Source organism: Faecalibacterium sp. I4-1-79 (assembly GCF_023347235.1).
In the GTDB taxonomy this organism is placed as follows: domain Bacteria; phylum Bacillota; class Clostridia; order Oscillospirales; family Ruminococcaceae; genus Faecalibacterium; species Faecalibacterium tardum.
In genome coordinates, this window is sequence record NZ_CP094467.1 from 1,186,137 (window position 1) to 1,205,178 (window position 19,042).

Genomic DNA, 19,042 nt, shown 5'->3' on the forward strand with positions numbered 1-19,042 from the left:
AGGCCCCGGAAAATAAGAAGGACAAAGGAGATACTGAAAATGCAGGCAACCATTCGCAACGAATTTCTGACCCTGACTGTGGACACTCACGGTGCAGAGGCCGTCAGCCTGAAGAACGCCGCAGGCGAAGAACTGCTCTGGCAGGCCGACCCCGCCATCTGGAAGCGCCACGCGCCCATTCTGTTCCCGTGGACGGGCAAGCTGGTGGACGGCACCTTTACCGCCAAGGGCAAAACATGGAAGGGCGGTCAGCACGGCTTTGCACGGGATCTGGAGCACACCCTGCTGCGGGCAGAAGGGGATACCATCCAGCTGGAGCTGCGGGCGGACGATGCCATCAAGGCAGAGCGCTTCCCCTATGATTTTGTGCTTACCAGTACCTTCCGTCTGGAGGGCAAGACCGTGCACCACACCTTGCAGGTGACGAACCCCGGCACGGAGGAGCTGCGCTTCGGCATTGGTTTTCATCCGGCGTTCAACATCCCGTTCGATGCCAAGCATACCACCACTGACTACGAGTTCCGTTTTGACCGGCCGGAAAGCCCGGTCATCCTCGATGCCCGCCCCAACGGCCTGTTGAGCGGCAAGAGCTATTACCAGTGGAAGAACCAGCAGGCCATCCCACTGACCGATGACCTGTTTGCCAACGATAGCTTCTGCATGGCAGGCCTGCGCACCAAAACCATCGGCATCTGCGAGAAGGACACCGGACGCAATATCACCTGCCGGGTGGAGGGCTACCCCTATTCGCTTATCTGGTCGGCTCCCGCAAAACCGGTGCGGTTTGTGTGCATTGAGCCGTGGCATAGCCTGCCCGCTGCTGCCAACGACCCGCAGGACTGGGAGCAGCGCGCCGCAGCCGCCTGCCTTGCCCCCGGCGAAAGCTGGCAGACTACCCTCAGCACCACCTTTGAACGGTGAAAAAACACGCAGAAACGAAACGGCGTGCTCTTGACAGAAACCTCAAAAGTGGGTATACTGTAAATAGAAAAGGCACTGCGACAAGCGGTCAGCCCTTTTGATGTAAGTTCTTAAAGACTAAGAACCGTCACCGGCCAGGGTGGCGGTTCTTTTTTTTGCTGAGAGTACCACAGCAGAGAATAAGCAGTTTATCGGCAATAGGGCGGCTGTTTCCCTCTGCGACCCCTCCTGTGGAAAAGGGGACAGCGGAACGCCCGCAGGCGTTCCGCTGTCCCGAACTATAAAATATTCTTTCCGCTGAAGATGGCCAGAGCGCACGCGGCGGCCATTTTAGATCGTCCTGCGCAAAGGCTCAGAAAAGCAGCTGCTTAGTAAGCAACGCCCCAGTAGACCATGGCCTTGGCGGGCTTGCCGCAGCAGGGGCACACATCGCTCAGCTGTTCCTGCTCAAAGGGCATGCAGCGGCTGGAAAGTCCGGCCTCTTCCTTCATCTTCATCTCGCAGGCCAGATCGCCGCACCACATGGTCTTGATGTAGCCGGTGTTGGCCTTTGCCAGCTCCTTCACCTCGTCCATAGTGGTGGCAGCCCAGGTGCGCTTTTCGCGGTTTTCCAGCGCACGCTGGTATAGATCCTTGCGCAGAGCCTCCAGCTGGGCGGGAATAGCGGTCTCCAGCTCGTCCAAGCTTACAAAGACCTTCTCGCGGGTGTCGCGGCGCACCAGAACGCACTGGTTCTTTTCCAGATCCTTGGGGCCGATCTCAAGGCGCAGGGGCACGCCCTTCATCTCCCACTGGGCAAACTTCCAGCCGGGGGCATTGTCGCTGTCGTCCAGCTTCACGCGGGCGTACTTGCTGATCTTCTCGGCCAGCTCGGCAGCCTTCTCGGAGACGCCGGGCTTGTGGGCGGCAATGGGCACCACCACCACCTGAATGGGGGCAATGGCCGGGGGCAGGATCAGGCCGTCGTCATCGCCGTGGGTCATGATGATAGCACCCACCAGACGGGTGGAAACGCCCCAGCTGGTCTGGAACGGATGATGCAGCTGGTTGTCGCGGCCGGTAAAGGTGACATCGTAAGCCTTGCTGAACTTGTCGCCAAAGTAGTGGCTGGTACCGCTCTGCAAAGCCTTGCCGTCCTTCATCATGGCTTCGATGGTGTAGGTGGCCTCTGCACCGGCAAACTTTTCCTTGTCGGTCTTGCGGCCCTTCACCACGGGGATCGCCAGATCCTGCTCGCAGGTGTCTGCGTAGCAGTTCAGCTGCTGCTGGGTCTCAGCCTCGGCTTCGGCAGCGGTCTCGTGGATGGTGTGGCCCTCCTGCCACCAGAACTCGCGGCTGCGCAGGAAGGGACGGGTGGTCTTTTCCCAGCGCACCACACTGCACCACTGGTTGTACTTCATGGGAAGCTCGCGGTAGCTGTGCAACACGCGGGACCAGTGGTCGCAGAACATGGTCTCGCTGGTGGGACGCACTGCCAGACGCTCCTCCAGCTTGTCGGAGCCGCCCATCGTGACCCACGCCACCTCCGGCGCGAAGCCATTGACGAGCTCGCCTTCCTTCTGCAGCAGGCTCTCCGGAATCAGCACCGGCATAGCCACATTCTCATGGCCGGTAGCCTTGAACCGGGCGTCCAGATCCTTCTGGATCAGCTCCCAGATGGCCTGACCATAGGGGCGCAGGATGATAAAGCCCTTCACACTGGAATACTCCACCAGCTCTGCCTTTACGCAGATGTCGGTGTACCACTGTGCAAAGTTTTCTTCCTGACTGGTGATCGCCTGCACGAGCTTCTTGTTGTCTTTTGCCATTTTGTTTTATCCTCCCAAGGCCGTGCGCCAAACGCTGCGCGTTCCGCACGAACCATAATAAAGCCCCGTCTGCCTGCACGGCCGTGTGCCGCACTGCAAAGGCGGGGCTTCTGCCTAAAAAAATCAGTTCTGCGCGTGGCTGTCCACAAAGTTTACCACATCGCCTACGGTGCGCAGGGACTCGATGGCGTCGTCCGGCACCTCGATGCCAAACTCGTCCTCCAGCGTCATCACCATATCCACGATATCCAGACTGTCAGCCTCGAAATCGCTCATGATATCGCTTTCCAGCGTGATCTTTGCCGGGTCAACGTCCAGCTGCTCAGCCAGCAATGCACGGATTTTTTCAAAAGTATCCATTCCTGTGGTCTCCTTTTTGCAGTTGTTTTGCATACGCGTACAGCCCGCCGTGCCCCGGAAAAAGCCTCCGGTATCCGGCACAGCCTTGCCTGCTGTACAAAGCGCTCTCTTTTTTTATATCCCATGCAGTGCGTAATGTCAAGCCCTGTTTTGCAGCAACTGAAGAAAATTGTCTGAAAGCTGCTTTTTCCCTTGACATCTCGTGCCGGTTTTTTTATCATTATAAAGTAATGAGTTTACAGGGACTGACCAGTCTCTTTTATAAGGAGCGATAAGCATGAAGCTTTCATTCACCAAAATGCAGGGCTGCGCCAACGACTATATCTATCTGGACTGCCGCACCTCCGGTGTGCCGGAGAATATCGCAGCGCTTTCAGAGCGCTTGTCCCGGCGGCACTTTTCCATCGGCGCGGACGGCATCATCTGCATCTGCGCACCGGTCACAGCCGGGGCAGACGCCATGATGCGCATCTTTAATGCGGACGGCAGCGAGGGCAAGATGTGCGGCAACGGCATCCGCTGCGTGGCCGAGTGGCTGTACACCCACGGCATGGCAAAGCCGAAGCTTGCCATCGACACTCTCAGCGGCTTAAAGACCGTTACCCGCATGGGCGAAGGGCTGTGGCAGGTAGAGATGGGCACCTACACCGCCATGGCAGCGGCGCTGCCCGCCGTGAACATGGGCGAAGGCCCGCTGGTGGATCTGCCTTTGCAGGTGGAAGAGAACCTGTGGCGGGTGACCTGCATCAGCGTGGGCAACCCCCATTGCGTGACCATTGTGCCGGAGGTGGACAGCCTGAAGCTGGAGCAGATCGGCCCGGGTTTTGAGCACCACGAAAACTTCCCGGAGCGCATCAACACCGAGTTTGTGCAGGTGGTGGATGCCACCCACCTGAAGATGCGTGTGTGGGAGCGCGGCAGCGGCGAGACATGGGCCTGCGGTACCGGCACCTGCGCCACCGTGGCAGCCCTGACCGAGCTGGGCATCTGCCCCGCCGGGGAGGATGTCCATGTGCAGCTGCGCGGCGGCGAGCTGACCATCCGGGTGCTGCCCGGCAAGCAGCTGCTGATGACCGGCGCTGCCGAGACCGTGTGCGAGGGCACGACTGAAGTTTAAATAAGAACCCTCTCACTCGCCTGACGGCGACAGCTCTCCCGAAGGGCAAGCTTTTCTGCATCAAAAGGAAAAGTTTCCCTTCAAAGCGAAAAAGCTCCCCCTCTCGGGGGAGCTGGCATCGAGCGAATGCGAGATGACTGAGAGGGTTCCACAATATAGAAGCGAGGGAAAGTATCATGAAGATGAACAAGCATTACAACGAGCTGAAGGCCAGCTACCTGTTCGTGGACATTGCCCACAAGGTGGCTGCGTATCAGGAAGCACACCCGGAAAAGGAGATCATCCGTCTGGGCATCGGCGATGTGACCCAGCCGCTGGCAAAGTGCGTGGTGCAGGCCATGCGTGATGCCGCCGAGGAGATGGGCACCAAGGAGGGCTTCCACGGCTACGGCCCGGAGCAGGGCTACCCCTTCCTCAAGCAGGCTATTCAGGGCTACTACGCCAGCCGCGGTACCCAGCTTGCCGAGGATGAGATCTTTATTTCGGACGGCGCGAAGAGCGACCTTGCAAACCTGCTGGGTCTGTTCGATGTGGACAATACCGTGCTGGTACCGGACCCTGTGTACCCCACCTATGTGGACGATAACGTCACCGATGGTCGCAAGATCATTTACAGCCGCACCGGGCAGGAGAACGGCTTCCTTGGCATGCCGGACGAGAACGTGAAGGCGGATATCATCTATATCTGCAGCCCCAACAACCCCACCGGCGCTGCCTACACCCGCGCACAGTTGAAAGCATGGGTGGACTACGCCCGCAAGAATGATGCCATCATCCTGTACGATGCCGCCTACGAGTGCTTTATCTCGGATGGCGAGCTGGCCCGCAGCATCTTCGAGATCGAGGGGGCACGCGAGTGCGCTGTGGAAATCTGCTCCTTCTCCAAGATCGCAGGCTTTACCGGCACCCGCTGCGGCTACACCGTCGTGCCCAAGGAGCTGGAGCGCGAGGGCATGAGCATCAACAAGCTCTGGCTGCGCCGCCAGACCACCAAGTTCAACGGTGTGCCCTATGTGGTGCAGCGCGCCGCTGCTGCCGTGTTCACCGAGAGCGGCATGGCCGAAATCCAGTCCAATCTGGACTACTACCGCCGCAACGCAAGGGTCATTGCCGATGCACTGGACGAGTGCGGCGTGTGGTACTGCGGCGGCAAGAACAGCCCCTACATCTGGCTGCGCTGCCCCGGCAACATGAAGAGCTGGGAGTTCTTCGACTGGCTGCTGGAAAACTGCGGCGTGGTGGGCACCCCCGGCGTGGGCTTTGGCGAGTGCGGCGAGGGCTACTTCCGCCTGACCGCTTTCGGCGATGCGGAAAAGACCAAGCTTGCCGCCGAGCGCATCAAGACCGCTATTAAAGCACTGTAAAACCTATAAAAATAGCACCCGCTGTCCGTTTTGGGCGGCGGGTGTATTTTTTTGCGCACCCTCTTGACAAATCTGTATCTACTGTATATACTGTACATATACAGACGAAACGCAAGTATCAAAGGAGCAGCCGATGGAACTGTTTATCAACAACAAAAGCGGCGCGCCCATCTATGACCAGATCTACAACCAGATCAAGCAGCAGATCATCAGTGGGGCTTTGCAGCCGGACGAGGCCATGCCCTCCATCCGGGGGCTGGCACGGGATCTGCGCATCAGTGTCATTACCACCAAGCGCGCCTACGATGAACTGGAAAAAGAGGGCTTTCTTTACGCAGTACCGGCAAAGGGCTTTTTTGTAGCCCCGAAAAACACCGAGCTGCTGCGGGAAGAAAACCTGAAAAAGATTGAAGAACATCTTACCGAGGCCGTCCGCCTGTCCGCATCCTGCGGGCTGAGCAGGGAAGAACTGCGGGAGATGCTGGAACTGCTATGGGAGGGCTGAATATGAACGCACTGGAACTGCAGGGGCTTACAAAGCACTATAAGGACTTTACCCTTGGGCCGCTGGACCTGACCTTGCCCGGCGGCACCATCTGCGGCCTGATCGGCGAAAACGGAGCAGGCAAGAGTACCACTATCCGGCTGATCCTGGACATGGTGCAGCGGGACGGCGGCACCGTGACCATCCTTGGCAGGGACAGCCGCACCGTTTCTGTCCGCACTAAGGAGGAAATCGGCGTAGTGCTGGGCAGCGAGGGCATCCCTCTGTGCCTGAACGCCGTGCAGGCGGGCAAAGTGATGGCGGGCATCTACCGCAACTGGGACGCTGCCGCTTATACAGAGCTGTGCCAAAAATTCGGTCTGCCGGACAAAAAGCAGTACAAGGACTACTCCACCGGCATGAAGATGAAGCTGTGCATCGCCGTGGCGCTGGCACACCACCCGAAGCTGCTGCTGTTGGACGAAGCCACCAACGGGCTGGACCCGGTGGTGCGGGATGAGGTGACCGACCTGCTGCTGGACTTTGCCCGGGACGAAAACCACTCCATCCTCATCTCCTCCCACATCGTCAGCGACTTGGAAAAGCTGTGCGATACCATCGCCTTTCTGCACAAGGGCAGGCTGCTGCTCTGTGAGGAAAAGGACGCCTTGCGGGAGGAATACGCCCTGTGGCACGGCACGGCGGCGCAGCTGGCGGCACTGGATGCACAGGTGTACGGCAAGCGGGTCACCCCCTACGGAGTCGAAGCGCTTGTGCGCCGGGACGCAATGCCCGCCGGGGCAGAGCTTACCCCGGTAAGCATTGAGGAATTGTTTGTACTGATGGTGAAAGGGGAAGATGTGCAATGAAAGGTCTGCTATTAAAGGATGCCTATCAGATGTGGTGCTATATCAGATGGATCATTCTGGTGTCGGTAGCCATGATGCTGATGGGGACGTTTTTCATGAAGGATGGCTCTAATTTCTTTATGCTGTACGGCGGGCTTATGCTGGGGATGTCGCCCATGACATTGCTGGCGTACGACCAGAACAGCCGGTTCAGCGCTTACAGCGCCGCCCTGCCGGTGACAAAAGGACAGATCGTGGGCGGCAAATACCTCATCGGCTTGTGCGGTATGGTGCTGGCGGAGCTGCTGAGTATGGCAGCGCTGGCAGCAGCACAGCTGCTCTGGGGCACGGTGACGGTGCAGCTCACCGTGGCGACCCTGCTTCAGGTGGCGATGCTGACCCTGCTGGGCAACATTATTTTGCTGCCGCTGATCTACCGCTTTGGCTACCAGAAAGCCCGGTATGTGTACTACCTGTGCATCGGTCTGCTTGCAAGCGTTATGGGCTATTTCGTTTCTTCGGGGGACAATGCTTTAAACAGCCTCTTGCCTGCGCAGGGCTCGCTGCTGGTGCTGGTGGTCGTGCTGGCGGCAGCGCTGGCGCTGTATGCTCTCTCGTGGCGGCTGTCCGTTGCATGGTACGGAAAGGCAGAGCAGTAAAATGAAGAAAAGTCAGGTCGCAGGCATCCTGTTCGGTGTTGCCATGGGCGCTGCGTTCAGTGTGTCGCTGGGAACAGTGGGTTTTGTGCTGGGTGCCAGTTTTGCAAGTCTGGGCATAGTGATGTTCAAAGGGCTGGATGACCCGCCGGATAAAAAGTGATAAAAAAGCAAGTGCACCACCTCTACACCAAAAGCGTTGGCTTTTGACGGGGTGGTGCACTTGCTTTTTGCTTTTTATTCTGCGCTGTACGCGCTGCCCATGATCCACGGGTTGCTTGCGGAATATTTTGCGTGGTTGCGCAGGTATGTGACCCATGCACCGTAGCCGTTGCCGGCCGAGAGGTGCACGCCGTCCGGTGCGGCAATCATCTCTTTCAGGTTGCCCTCGCCGTCAGCCAGCGCCTCCCACAGGTCCAGATAAACGCAGCCCTTGCTTGCAGCCAGCTGTGCCAGCTGCTCGTTCACGCCGCGCAGCACGTCCGAGGCAAGCCCCGGCTTCTTTTCCGCTGCCGCAGGCCGTACCGGCGGAATGGACTGTACATAAATAATGCAGTCGTCCCCCAGCGTCTGGCGCAGCTCGTCCAGCATCTGGCCGTAGTAGGCCAGAAAACGGTCAGATGCGCCCAAGGTGGTCAAGGTATTGGTGCCCAGCAGGATATACAGCTTTTTGGGCTGCGCCGCTGCCAGCACATCCAGTGCCACCTCCTGCCCGCGGGTGGGGCTCTTGACGGCGGCGCGGTTGACGATGGCGTCCGGCCCTACACCCGTATAGCCGCAGATGAGTGCGCCGCTCAGATTGATCTGATAGTCCGAGAAGCCCACCGTCAGACTGTCGCCCAGAAAAGCGGCGTCCGAAAAGTAGCTCAGGTCTACCTGACCGCAGGTCGGCTGCCGGATGACACTGGCGTCATACGCCTTAATGGTATAGGCCCCGTCGGTCTGCCGGGCGGGGCCGAAGTTCTCCAGCTGCACCGCCTGCGCCGTGCTGCTGCCGTCGGCTGTACTTTCGCTGCCGCTGCCGGAAGCCGCCTCGCCCTGCATGGGCAGCGGTGCCAGAATGTTCTGCGCAATACCGCCTGCGCCGGTCTGCGGGGTACTGTCCTCTTCAACGGTTCCTTTTTCCAAGATGGCGGTCACCGCATAGGCGACCAGCAGAATGGCCACAATGACCCCCGCCAGCCGCAGCTTGCCGCCGATGCCCCCGCGCGTGCGCCGCCGGGGTGCCGAATGATACTCGTGTGAAATGCCCATATTCTCTGTCCAGCTTTCTGCATTTATCCCAACAGGCAGGTGCTTCTGCCCGGTATTTTTGGAGTGCGCACCCATTTTATCATATTTTTTTTGCCTGCGCAACCAATTGGGTCTTGCATACAACAGGCAAAACGGGTACAATAGGATTGCAGCTTATTTTGCACATTTTACAAAAAGCGAATACACAAGCTGCAAATATTTTTGTGTCAGTTGCGGCAGGCGGCTGTTTTGCCGTCCCGGTCCGTTGGCAGTGCAGGGCCGACAGACCACTTTACCGGACGGTGCGGAAAGCCGTTTGCCCGGCAGCGGACACATTTTATATGATCTGAAGGAGGTTTCCATGGCCAAGAATATCATCATTGGTCAGAGCGGCGGCCCTACCGCCGTGATCAACTCCAGCCTTGCGGGCGTATACAAAGCTGCCCGCAGTCTGGGTGCAGACAAGGTGTACGGCATGAAGTACGGCATTGAGGGTCTGCTCAAGGAAGAGTTGCTGGAGCTCAACGTCCTGCTGGATGACCGCATGAGCATTGAACTGCTCAAGCGCACCCCGTCCAGCTATCTGGGCAGCTGCCGCTTCAAGCTGCCCGACCCGGACACCGATGCCACCCCGTTCGTCAAGCTGTTCACCCTGTTTGACAAGTACGACATCTGCGCCGTGTTCTACATCGGCGGCAACGACTCGATGGACACCATCGCAAAGTTGTCCCGCTACGGGCAGCGGGTGGACAGCAGTGTGCGGTTCATCGGTGTGCCCAAGACTATCGACAACGATCTGTGCCTCACCGACCATACCCCCGGCTACGGCTCTGCCGCAAAGTACATTGCCACCATCTTGAAGGAAGTCATCCGCGACTCTTCGGTGTACAACATCCGCAGCGTGACGGTGGCCGAGATCATGGGCCGCCACGCAGGCTGGCTGGCTGGTGCGGCCTGTCTGGCAGGCGGCGAGGACTGTGAAGGCCCCGACCTGATCCTGCTGCCGGAAGTGCCCTTTGATCAGGACAAGTTCCTTGCCCGGGTGGACGAGCTGCAGCGGGTGAAGTCCAACGTTATCATCGCAGCCAGCGAGGGCGTAAAGACCGCAGACGGCACCTACCTGTGCGATCTGGTTTCCACCGCCGGGCAGCTGGACGCCTTTGGTCACAAGGCCATCCTCAGCGGCACCAGCCGCTATCTTTCCGAGCTCATCCACGACAAGCTGCAGTGCAAGAGCCGCGCCATCGAGTTTTCCACCCTGCAGCGCTGCGCCAGCCATCTGGCCAGCCGCACGGATGTGAACGAGGCCTACGCCGTTGGCGGTGCCGCTGCCGCTGCTGCCTTTGCGGGCGAGAGCGGCCGCATGATCGCCCTCAAGCGGGTCTCTAACTACCCGTACCAGTGCATCACCGAGTCTGTGGATGTGCAGCAGGTGGCAAATCTGGAAAAGAAGGTCCCGCTGGAATGGATCACCCCGGACGGGATGCAGGTGACCGAAGCCTTTGAGGAGTACGCCCGTCCGCTGATCCTGGACGAGGTGACCCCCGTGTATGTGAACGGTACCCCCCGCCACATCCGTCTGTGATCCATTTTTCCCTTCCGCGTCTGTTTTCGTGCGACTGCACGTTTTTATAGCCGAAACAGAAAAAACAAAAAAGGAGAAATCATCATGGGAAAAAACGCAATCGTCGGTCAGTCCGGCGGCCCCACCTCTGTCATCAATGCCAGTTTGGCGGGTGTCTTTGAAAGCTGCAAGAACCGCGGCGCAGACGTTGTGTACGGTATGTGCAACGGTGTTGCCGGTCTGCTGGAGGAGCGGGTGGTGGATCTTTCCACCCTGCTGACCGATGACTTGGACATCGAGCTGCTCAAGCGCACCCCGTCCAGCTTTCTGGGCAGCTGCCGCTACAAGCTGCCCGACTGGCGGGATGACGAGGCGGTGTACAAAAAGCTGTTCGCCATTCTGGAAAAGCTGAACATCGGCTACTTCTTCTACATCGGCGGCAACGACTCCATGGACACCATCGGCAAGCTGGCTGACTATGGCCAGCGCATTGGCAGCGACATCCGCTTTATGGGTGTGCCCAAGACCATCGACAACGACCTGATGGTCACCGACCACACCCCCGGCTACGGCTCTGCGGCCAAGTACATCGGCGTTGTGATGAAGGAGATCATCCGCGACGCCACCGTGTACGGCACCAAGTACGTTACCGTGGTGGAAATCATGGGCCGCAATGCCGGCTGGCTGACCGCCGCCGCCGCACTGGCCAAGAGTGACGATTGCGAGGGCGTGGACATGATCTGCCTGCCCGAGGTTCCCTTCAATGTAGAGCGCTTTGTGGAAAAGGTGCGTGTGATGCAGGAAAAGAAGCCCAGCATCGTCATTGCCGTTTCCGAGGGCGTAAAGCTGGAGGATGGCCGCTATGTCTGTGAGCTGGCGGATGATGTGCACGCAGTGGATGCTTTCGGTCACAAGGCGCTGACCGGTACCGCACGGTATCTGGCCAACGTGGTGGCCCGCAATCTGGACACCAAGACCCGCTGCATCGAGCTTTCCACCCTGCAGCGCTGCGCCGGTCACCTGACCAGCCGCACCGATATCACCGAGGCTTATCAGGTGGGCGGTGCCGCCGCCAAGGCAGCCTTTGAGGGCGTTACCGGTCAGATGGTTGCCCTGAAGCGCATCTCCAACAACCCCTACCAGTGCACCACCGAGCTGCATCCCATCAGCGAGGTCGCCAATCTGGAAAAGAAGGTTCCCCTGAGCTGGATGAACAACAACCACACCCAGATGACCGAGGACTTCTTGGACTACGCCCGTCCCCTGATTCAGGCCGAACTGACCCCGCTGTACATCGCCGGTCTGCCGCACCACATCTACATGAAGAACCAGAAGTGATCTTCTCCTGATTTTTTGTCAGGCTGAAAAGCCCTCCTGCCCGGACGCTGTAAAGCATACCCGGATGGGAGGGCTTTTGTGATTGTTGTATATATTTTTGCCCTCAGCCCAAATTATGGGTTGACAAACCGCGTTTTCAGTGGTAACATATACAGGCAGTCCACGCGACTGTGAAAATGAATATGGGCGTGTTCCCGAGTGGCCAATGGGGACAGACTGTAAATCTGCTGCTTTCAGCTTCGGTGGTTCGAATCCACCCGCGCCCACCAAACAAGAAAAATCCGAACCTGTTTCCGATTGGAGAAGGGTTCGGATTTTTCGTTTTCTTCGGGTACAACAACGAAGGCTCCCGTGGACGGCGTAAAACTCCGATACCTTGTCATAGACCGTAAGCCAATAACAAGATTTGGAGGATGCGATTATGAAGTACGATGCAAGAGCCTGCCATTTCAACATGGACACTGGATGTGTGGAGCTGCGGCTCCGGGATGGGAGAAAAATCTCCATCGACTGTACCGGGGTCGAGGATGCGCTGGATGTGACCATGGCCCAGCAGACTGAACTGGACTACCTCATCTACAACGACCCACTGGGCTATGCGGATTTGATTCTGAACGGTGACCCGGAGGAGTATTTGAAAAACGTAGCCGGGAGCCATGGGTTAGAAGATTAAGGGCAAAAAAAATAAGAGGTGCGCCCAACTGGACACACCTCGGCGAGATACATCTATGTAAGGCAGGGCGTTCCCTTTACCGGGAGCGTCCTGCTGTTTTTATGCGGCAACAGGCAATGCTTGTAGAGCTTCCTGCTCTTTCAGCCATTCCTCATATTCACGCTGGCCTTCCTCGCTGTTGAAAAACTCAACCATGGAGGGATAAAAGCAACGTGCAAGGGTCTTGATTGCTTCATCCGGGTAGCCGGATTTGTTTGACTTCTTCTTTTTGTTCAAATAGTATCCTCCGAAACTCAAAGTTCCATATCCTGACCACGCTTGCGGTTTCGCTGCGGCACATTCATGGTGTGCTCCTGCTTGGGGGCAAGAATCTTTTCCAGAAAGCCACGCACCAGTTCGGGCGCACGGTGGAGAGCATCCAGATAGGGTTTCACGTCGTACCACAGGTCGTGGTACTTGTTGCTCCAACGAACGGCCTCTTTCTTGGCGGTGGAAAGTTCTTCTTTCAGGCGGCGGTTCTCCACATCCATCATATAGCCGTGGTCGGCTTGCTTTTTCAGCTTGGAAAACTCTTCTTCGGTCAGCGAATAGTTGCCGAGAAAGGTGCGCTTACCAATATAATCCAGATCGCGCGCATGAATGAGGGCTTCTTTCGTGAGCGTGGCCTTTTTCTGCACAGCGGCAAGTTCCTTCTCCTTTTTGGAGAGGGCCTGACTGGTTTTAGCAAGCGATTGTGCCTGCTGGTCGGCTTGGGTGGTCAGGGTGTCCAGCCGTTCCTGCTCCCGCTGGACTTTGAACTGCGTGACGGTCAGGTGTTCTTCGGTGCTGCCACGCTCGCCGCGCTCCACATCGGTGTACCCGGCAGTACGCATATAGTTGAAGAAATCGTCTTGCAGGACGCTGTACGACTTCTTCAGGACTGGCTTGCCGTTCTTTTGCAGCACGGGCTTTCCAGCATCGTCCAGCAGGGGCTTGGAAGCCCACTTCTTGCTTCGGCTGACCTGCATGACGGTCTCCTTGACGGTGCCGACCAGTGCCTTATCCTTGCAGCGTTTCGACCAGAGGATCTGCTTTTCTACCACAGGTACATAGACCACGTGGAGATGGTAGTGGTAGACCTCCCGGCCCAGTGCTTCGGTCATGGCACGGTTGATCTCATCGGCGTGCATGACAGCCGAGAGGATATACTGCTCACCGCCCACGATCTGAACGGCTGCTTTGTAGGCATCCTCATAGAACTGCTTGGCGAACTCGTAGCCACCGTGATTGTCAAAATAGGCCGAGTTGACATCAAAAATCAGCTCACAGTAGTGGGTGGCATCCGGCTTCAAACCACGGGTGGAGATCGTGCCGTTGGTTTCCATCTGGGCGAACAGGTCGGTATAACTGGCGGCAGGCTTCTTGAAATGGACGTTCCATGCAACGCGCTGGGGGATAATATCGGGGTTCCGATAGCTGTCCTTTTCACGCTCATTGTGCTGCTGGGTGTTGCCAACGGCCTTGTCCGAAACGGCGAGATTTCGGACACTGGTGCGGTCAATGCCATCGTTTCTTGCCAAAGGGCATCCCTCCTTTCAAGGTTCATCGGGAGGTGACGGGGAACGAAGATGCACTTCTTTGGAAGTGTAATAACCCACTATAACACTTTCATCCCTATGGGCTGCAAAGTGTAGTGGGCTCTTCGAGGACTCTCCGAGGGGGAACGTCTCCTGCGGGAGAGCTAATCGAGTTCACGTTTGCGAAGCAATGAAAGCCCCAGTGGGGCTTTTAAGTGACCGAACGGTCTTGCGCCAGCAAGATGGAGGGGCCTCGCCCCGACAAGTTCGCACAATGCGAACTTGATTGCTCCGTACGCATCTGAAAAAATTGCGTACGGAGTTCAAATAACCTGTACGGTTCGTACGGTGTACAGGCGAGCAAAATACAAGCGATAAAACGCTTGATTTTCTTAAAATCTACCGTACAGGTGCGTACAAGTACAGACCGTACAGGTTGTACGAACTTCTTCCGTAAAAAATGCACTTTTTACGGGCAGGGGTGGACAAGCGGTTCGATGCCGACAAAACCCCGCACCCTGCGGCCACCGGGCAGGTAGATGTTGTTGGTGGCTTCAAGGTTATAGCGGCGGTCATTCTGGCGCAGCTCTGCGCTGAAACGGATGGCCGATACGCTGTGACAGGCGTTGTCCTCACACCACTGCTTATAAATGTCGTAGAACTCCTTGGAGCTGATGGAGTAGTCCGCCTTGAAGCGGAAGTAGCCCTCGGACTCCATAAAGTCGATGACATTGTTGCTGCTGCGCTTGATGGTGTCCACGTTGGCGGCGGCTCGTTCGCTGACCGTGAAGCGGAAATCGTTCTGCACCAGCCGGTGCAGCCCTTCCAGACACCAGAGCAGGATGCCCTCCAATTCGGCGCACATCTTTTCGACAAGGAAAGGGTCATCCGTGCGGTCGGCAGGCTTGTCCTTGGTGGTCAGGATGAGTTGGCGGCGAAAGAAACCGTCCGAATGGTCGTATAGCGAGGTCAGCGCACCGTTGCCGAAACAGAGGAACCGGGCGTAAATGTCCCGCTGGTAGCTCTGGACACCTTTGCGCTCCAAGTCCAGCTTGGCTTCGGCGGTCACGATGGTCTTAATATAATTCGTCTTGGGTAGGGCGTTCATATCCATATCATCGTCGATCATCAGCAGGCGGCGTTCCAGATCGGCACGGGCAAAGCGGTTGTTCTCCACTTTCTGGACGCTGCCGTTGCTGGCGGCATCTCCCATGAGCCGCTTGAGCACCAGCCCGATGCGGGACTTTCCCTCGCCGCCTTTGCCAACAATGAGCATCATCTTCTGTCCCTTGGTGCTGGGGATCAGGCAGTAGCCCAGATATTCTTGTAAGGTGGGGATGTCGGCATCGTCCAGCAGCTCGTGCAGAAAGGTCAGCCAGCGGTCCGGGCTGGCGACTTTCGGGTCATACCTCACAGGCAGGCGGTTCTGGCAGAACAGGCGGCTCTCCTGAAAAGAGCCGTCCGGCAGATGGTACACGCCGTTCTGGAGGTGGATGCAGTCCTGCTCGATGGGGAACGGGTCGGAAAAGGCCAGCAGCTTGATGGTCTCCAGAATGTTGGTGACCTTTTTGGACAGGCCGGAGGTGACATATTCCTCGATGTTCTCCAAGATGCGCTGCTTGATCTCACTTTCGTCCTCCACCGGTCCGTCCAGCGTGTACAGTGTTCCGTTGACGCATTTCAGCGGCCACTGTTCCAGAAAGGCACGTCCAAACTGGACTTCGTCAATTTTCTTGCCGTTGTACCAGTCCGGCCATAAGGGGTTGCGGGAAATGTTTTTCTTCATGTGGTGGTTCTCCTTTAGAAAAGTGAAGTGGTGGGTCTCACGGTGAGACCCACCACTTCGGGTGAATAAACTACTAGGCGCACTTTGCTAGAGCAAGGCGGTCGGTGCGCTCCTCTAGCATCAGCAGGTACGACCCGGACAGCAGCTGTGCGGCGGCAGCGGCCTTCTGCTGGGGCGTCCCAAATGCAACGCAGTCCGTCAGGTGCTCGATGGTCTCGGTCATGTGGAGGGCTTCCACGAACCGCTCGTCCAGCGGTTCTTCCGGGCTGGCGGGCTTGTAGCGCTTTTGCCAGTCGTGCAGCAGGTCAAGATAATCGGTCAGCACCCGCAGGCAGTAGGCGATGTCTGCCCACTGCTCGCCTGTCAAGCCGCGCTTGGGCGGCGGCAGGGCGATGGCATTGGCGGGCGGCTTATCCGGGTCAAGCCCGAAGTCACTTGCGAGCTTCTCGGCGGCTTGCTGGGGGTTCAGGTCGAACAGCTTGGCGGAAAGGTCGATGGCATCGCCGTTGGCTCCGCAGCCAAAGCAGTAATAATAGGTGTCGTTCAGCTTCATGCTGGGGTCGCTGTCAGAATGGAACGGACAGCACACCATGCCATGGCGGTCGGGCTCCATACCATACATTTCTCCCACCTGCCGAACGGTGATGGCGGACTTGACAGTTTGATACAGGCTCAAGGGCATTCCTCCTTTGTTTCGTGCGTTGCACCAGAGACCCCAAAGTGGGAACTCTGGTGTTTTTTGTTTCCTGCCTGAATATACGGGGAATTTTGCAGGAAAGGCGAAAAAGTGGCAGAACTGCAACGGAAAAAGAAAAATGCCCTTACTGGTTGCAGGGCTGCAACAGCAAGGGCAGAGAGGAAACCGTATATTGAACAAAACGGCAGAGCGTATTATAATGAGAAAAAACGCCAAAAGGAGGGCCGACCACATGGCACAGGAATATCTGCCCGCACCATCCAACATTCGTCTTGCGGACTTGATGAAAGAACGCAACATCAGCCAACCAGAACTTGCCAAGGAACTCGGCTGCTCCAAGAGCACCATCAACCGCTTTATCAGCGGTGCAAAGGGAACCCTGACCCATGAGCAGGTGCTGAAAATTGCAAGGCTGTTCAACGTATCCACGGATTTTCTGCTGGGAGAAACCAACATCCCCGACCGCAAGAACTATGATATTGCTGAACTGGGCTTGTCCGTAGAAGCCGCAAGGAATCTCTACACAGGGCGCGTCAATACAGAGGTAGTCAATCTGCTTCTGGAAAACGCTCGTTTCGCAGAGCTTACTTACCGCATAGCGCAGTATTTTGATGACACCTTTGCGTCTGGCATCGCGGCACAGAATGCCATGCTCACGACATTGAGCACCCTGCTACGCACAAAGGTCAAGACCCCGGAAGCAGCCAAAGCCGCAAAGGACATCAGCCTTCGGAGAAAGCCAGTGTATCAAGGCGACCTTGATGACATTGAAATGTACTTCATGGCAGCGGTCAAGGAGATCAAAAAGGGTATCGGGAGCCACTACGCCGAACAGGAAGCCATGAGCAAGAAAGTGGCAGAGAAGATGTTCACCGAATTGACCAAAGGGCAGGATGTGCAACACCCAACGATCACGGCAGAACAGCTGACAGATGCAATGTTGGACAGTGTTTCGGGCATGGAAGGAGCTACGCCGGAAGCACTGGAACAGCTGCGGAATGGTCTGCTGGGAATCTTGCAGTCTGCCGCAGAGCAGGAAAACGCCCATGAAGCAGACGAATGAACGGCTTTGTGCGCTGGCACAGAAAGGCGATGCAACTGCGCTGGACAGCCTGATCGACAACAACAAGTCCTTTATTGGCAAGGTGGCAAATGACCTTTTCCGCAGCATGAATCTGGCACAGGCTGGCCTGAACCTTGACACGGACGATTTGAAACAGGCGGGCAATCTGGGCTTATGGAAAGCTGTGCCGAAGTTCGATGCAGCGCGCGGCATGAAGTTCCTGACCTATGCGGCTCCTGCCATCCGCAACGCCATGATGGATATGGTTCGGGATGCCTTTACCGCTTTTGAACAGCGGATGGTAACGGAGGACAAGGATGGTATCTGTTACCAGCGTGTTTCGCTGGACGATGTTCTGCCGGGAGAGGAACAACTACGGCGCATTGAAGCCATAGCCGACCCCTACGCCATGCAGCCGCAGCGCATCCTAGAAGAACAGGAATCGCGCCGGGAACTGTACAGCGGTCTGCAATGCTTGACCGACCGGGAGCAGACCTATCTGCTGTACCGCTATGGCTTCACGGACGGTGAGGAACATCCGCTGATCGGCACAGCGATATACTTCCACCTGACAAAGAGCCGCGCCAAAAAGACCGAGGAACAGGCCATGGATAACCTGTGGCTGGAACTGCCGTGGTGGTTTGACTGAATGAAAAGAAAAAATCGTGATTGTGCTACAAGCTTTATGGGAATTTATGTGCAACTATACGATTTTGAGAAATTTTGTAGACGGATGAAACAAAATAGGATTAAATCTAAGTATCTAAGGAACGTTGATTTCACGGAGCCGCTGATTACCGACTGTAGGATTTGAGGAGGATGCCGTTTTATGAAAATTACACGAGATAAAATGTTTTTTTCAAAAGATCTTATTCATACAATGGCATATGTCGGAATGTTCGTGGCGGCAATTATATCGGTTGGAGCGTGTAAGTCTGGTATTTGGGTGGCTGCGATATTAGCATGGATTGTAGCAGGTATAATTATCGGATTGGCGATTATTTCTGACTATAAAAAGGCAGAACTTTTGAAAAATGGAACAAGAATCATCGGAAAGGTTACAGCAACAAAACGGGTACATATAAAATTTCATATGAGTACCTACCACCTTGCCGATGAGGATGTAATCTATCCATATGTGGTACATTATCAGTATAAAGTTAAAGGTGAAACCTATAATGGCAAGTCGCAGTGGTTTTGGTTCAATCCATATATTCCGAAAGGGGCACCAATAAAAATTCTAGTAGACCCAAAGAATCCGGCCCGAAGTACAGTTCTCAAACCAGAAAGCTAAAGATAGCTTTCAATCGAGGTAAAACAAAAAATTTGTCCTTATAGCGTGTTTATTTAAAAGAAGGTTGCGATTGTGCTACAAATTTTCAGGAAGTTTATGTGCATCTATACGATTTTGAAAAAATTTGTGGACAGATGAAATAAAGCAGGCTTAAAATTCGTTATTCAAACAGAGAAGCCAATAATCATGATACCATTGATGTGATTCTTATAACTGCAATCGATCAGAAAAATGTGACGTTCGGATAATTCAAATAGAGCTCTGATGAAGAGGTGATTAA

Annotated in this window: 20 protein-coding genes and 1 tRNA gene; 14 read left to right on the plus strand and 7 right to left on the minus strand. The window is 56.2% G+C overall.

Annotated features, from left to right (window positions below; genetic code table 11):
- Positions 1-39 precede the first annotated feature (39 nt).
- On the plus strand, positions 40-921 hold the full coding sequence (locus tag MTP36_RS05955; protein WP_249254119.1) for an aldose 1-epimerase family protein: 882 nt from the start codon (positions 40-42) through the stop codon (positions 919-921).
- Between the two features lie 368 nt (positions 922-1,289).
- Here MTP36_RS05955 and proS read toward each other — a convergent pair whose 3' ends face one another.
- Positions 1,290-2,729 (minus strand): proline--tRNA ligase, encoded by a 1,440-nt coding sequence (gene proS / locus MTP36_RS05960; protein WP_005922033.1) that lies wholly within the window; start codon positions 2,727-2,729, stop codon positions 1,290-1,292.
- A gap of 123 nt (positions 2,730-2,852) precedes the next feature.
- Positions 2,853-3,089, minus strand: a complete 237-nt coding sequence (gene acpP / locus MTP36_RS05965; RefSeq protein ID WP_015537798.1) for an acyl carrier protein — start codon at positions 3,087-3,089, stop codon at positions 2,853-2,855.
- Between the two features lie 277 nt (positions 3,090-3,366).
- Between acpP and dapF the strand changes: the two genes are divergently transcribed.
- The 6 genes from dapF (at position 3,367) to MTP36_RS05995 (ending at position 7,721) form a co-directional block, all read left to right on the plus strand.
- On the plus strand, positions 3,367-4,206 hold the full coding sequence (gene dapF / locus MTP36_RS05970; RefSeq protein ID WP_249254121.1) for a diaminopimelate epimerase: 840 nt from the start codon (positions 3,367-3,369) through the stop codon (positions 4,204-4,206).
- Positions 4,207-4,382: 176 nt separating this feature from the next.
- Positions 4,383-5,570 carry an LL-diaminopimelate aminotransferase gene (locus tag MTP36_RS05975; protein ID WP_249254123.1) on the plus strand — a complete coding sequence of 396 codons (1,188 nt, stop codon included), beginning with the start codon at positions 4,383-4,385 and terminating at the stop codon, positions 5,568-5,570.
- A gap of 85 nt (positions 5,571-5,655) precedes the next feature.
- Entirely contained in the window at positions 5,656-6,075 is a 420-nt protein-coding gene (locus MTP36_RS05980) for a GntR family transcriptional regulator (protein ID WP_330220882.1), read from the plus strand.
- A 2-nt stretch (positions 6,076-6,077) separates the two neighbouring features.
- Entirely contained in the window at positions 6,078-6,923 is an 846-nt protein-coding gene (locus tag MTP36_RS05985) for an ABC transporter ATP-binding protein (RefSeq protein WP_249254125.1), read from the plus strand.
- Positions 6,920-7,561 (plus strand): ABC-2 transporter permease, encoded by a 642-nt coding sequence (locus MTP36_RS05990; protein ID WP_249254127.1) that lies wholly within the window; start codon positions 6,920-6,922, stop codon positions 7,559-7,561. The genes MTP36_RS05985 and MTP36_RS05990 overlap by 4 nt, the downstream gene beginning before the upstream one ends.
- A gap of 1 nt (position 7,562) precedes the next feature.
- Positions 7,563-7,721, plus strand: coding sequence for a hypothetical protein (locus MTP36_RS05995; RefSeq protein WP_249254129.1), 159 nt, complete (start codon positions 7,563-7,565; stop codon positions 7,719-7,721).
- Positions 7,722-7,795: 74 nt separating this feature from the next.
- On the opposite strand, the gene MTP36_RS06000 is transcribed toward MTP36_RS05995, so the two are convergent.
- Positions 7,796-8,812: a GDSL-type esterase/lipase family protein gene (locus MTP36_RS06000; protein ID WP_249254130.1), complete on the minus strand. Its 1,017-nt coding sequence runs from the start codon at positions 8,810-8,812 to the stop codon at positions 7,796-7,798.
- A gap of 340 nt (positions 8,813-9,152) precedes the next feature.
- Between MTP36_RS06000 and MTP36_RS06005 the strand changes: the two genes are divergently transcribed.
- The 4 genes from MTP36_RS06005 to MTP36_RS06020 all read left to right on the plus strand — a co-directional run bounded on the left by MTP36_RS06005 (position 9,153) and on the right by MTP36_RS06020 (position 12,366).
- Positions 9,153-10,376 (plus strand): 6-phosphofructokinase, encoded by a 1,224-nt coding sequence (locus MTP36_RS06005; protein WP_097779579.1) that lies wholly within the window; start codon positions 9,153-9,155, stop codon positions 10,374-10,376.
- Between the two features lie 84 nt (positions 10,377-10,460).
- Positions 10,461-11,693 (plus strand): 6-phosphofructokinase, encoded by a 1,233-nt coding sequence (locus MTP36_RS06010; RefSeq protein ID WP_055185834.1) that lies wholly within the window; start codon positions 10,461-10,463, stop codon positions 11,691-11,693.
- Positions 11,694-11,877: 184 nt separating this feature from the next.
- Positions 11,878-11,962 (plus strand) — tRNA-Tyr (locus tag MTP36_RS06015).
- Positions 11,963-12,114: 152 nt separating this feature from the next.
- Entirely contained in the window at positions 12,115-12,366 is a 252-nt protein-coding gene (locus tag MTP36_RS06020) for a DUF6061 family protein (protein ID WP_097776512.1), read from the plus strand.
- 99 nt (positions 12,367-12,465) lie between these two features.
- On the opposite strand, the gene MTP36_RS06025 is transcribed toward MTP36_RS06020, so the two are convergent.
- The 4 genes from MTP36_RS06025 to MTP36_RS06040 form a co-directional block, all read right to left on the minus strand.
- Positions 12,466-12,642 carry a hypothetical protein gene (locus tag MTP36_RS06025; protein ID WP_223387700.1) on the minus strand — a complete coding sequence of 59 codons (177 nt, stop codon included), beginning with the start codon at positions 12,640-12,642 and terminating at the stop codon, positions 12,466-12,468.
- Positions 12,643-12,659: 17 nt separating this feature from the next.
- A complete protein-coding gene (locus tag MTP36_RS06030) occupies positions 12,660-13,925 on the minus strand; it encodes a plasmid recombination protein (protein ID WP_249254131.1) in 1,266 nt (421 codons plus the stop codon).
- A gap of 466 nt (positions 13,926-14,391) precedes the next feature.
- A complete protein-coding gene (locus MTP36_RS06035; RefSeq protein WP_249254132.1) occupies positions 14,392-15,708 on the minus strand; it encodes a DNA primase family protein in 1,317 nt (438 codons plus the stop codon).
- A 73-nt stretch (positions 15,709-15,781) separates the two neighbouring features.
- On the minus strand, positions 15,782-16,390 hold the full coding sequence (locus MTP36_RS06040) for a CHC2 zinc finger domain-containing protein (RefSeq protein ID WP_249254133.1): 609 nt from the start codon (positions 16,388-16,390) through the stop codon (positions 15,782-15,784).
- Between the two features lie 247 nt (positions 16,391-16,637).
- Here MTP36_RS06040 and MTP36_RS06045 point away from each other — a divergent pair, with 247 nt between their 5' ends.
- The 3 genes from MTP36_RS06045 (at position 16,638) to MTP36_RS06055 (ending at position 18,762) form a co-directional block, all read left to right on the plus strand.
- The gene (locus MTP36_RS06045) at positions 16,638-17,468 is read left to right on the plus strand and encodes a helix-turn-helix domain-containing protein (protein WP_117506299.1); all 831 of its coding nucleotides are present in this window, start codon (positions 16,638-16,640) and stop codon (positions 17,466-17,468) included.
- Positions 17,452-18,117, plus strand: coding sequence for a sigma-70 family RNA polymerase sigma factor (locus MTP36_RS06050; protein ID WP_249254134.1), 666 nt, complete (start codon positions 17,452-17,454; stop codon positions 18,115-18,117). Before MTP36_RS06045 ends, MTP36_RS06050 begins: the two co-directional genes overlap by 17 nt.
- 180 nt (positions 18,118-18,297) lie before the next feature.
- On the plus strand, positions 18,298-18,762 hold the full coding sequence (locus MTP36_RS06055) for a DUF3592 domain-containing protein (protein ID WP_249254135.1): 465 nt from the start codon (positions 18,298-18,300) through the stop codon (positions 18,760-18,762).
- Positions 18,763-19,042: the final 280 nt, after the last annotated feature.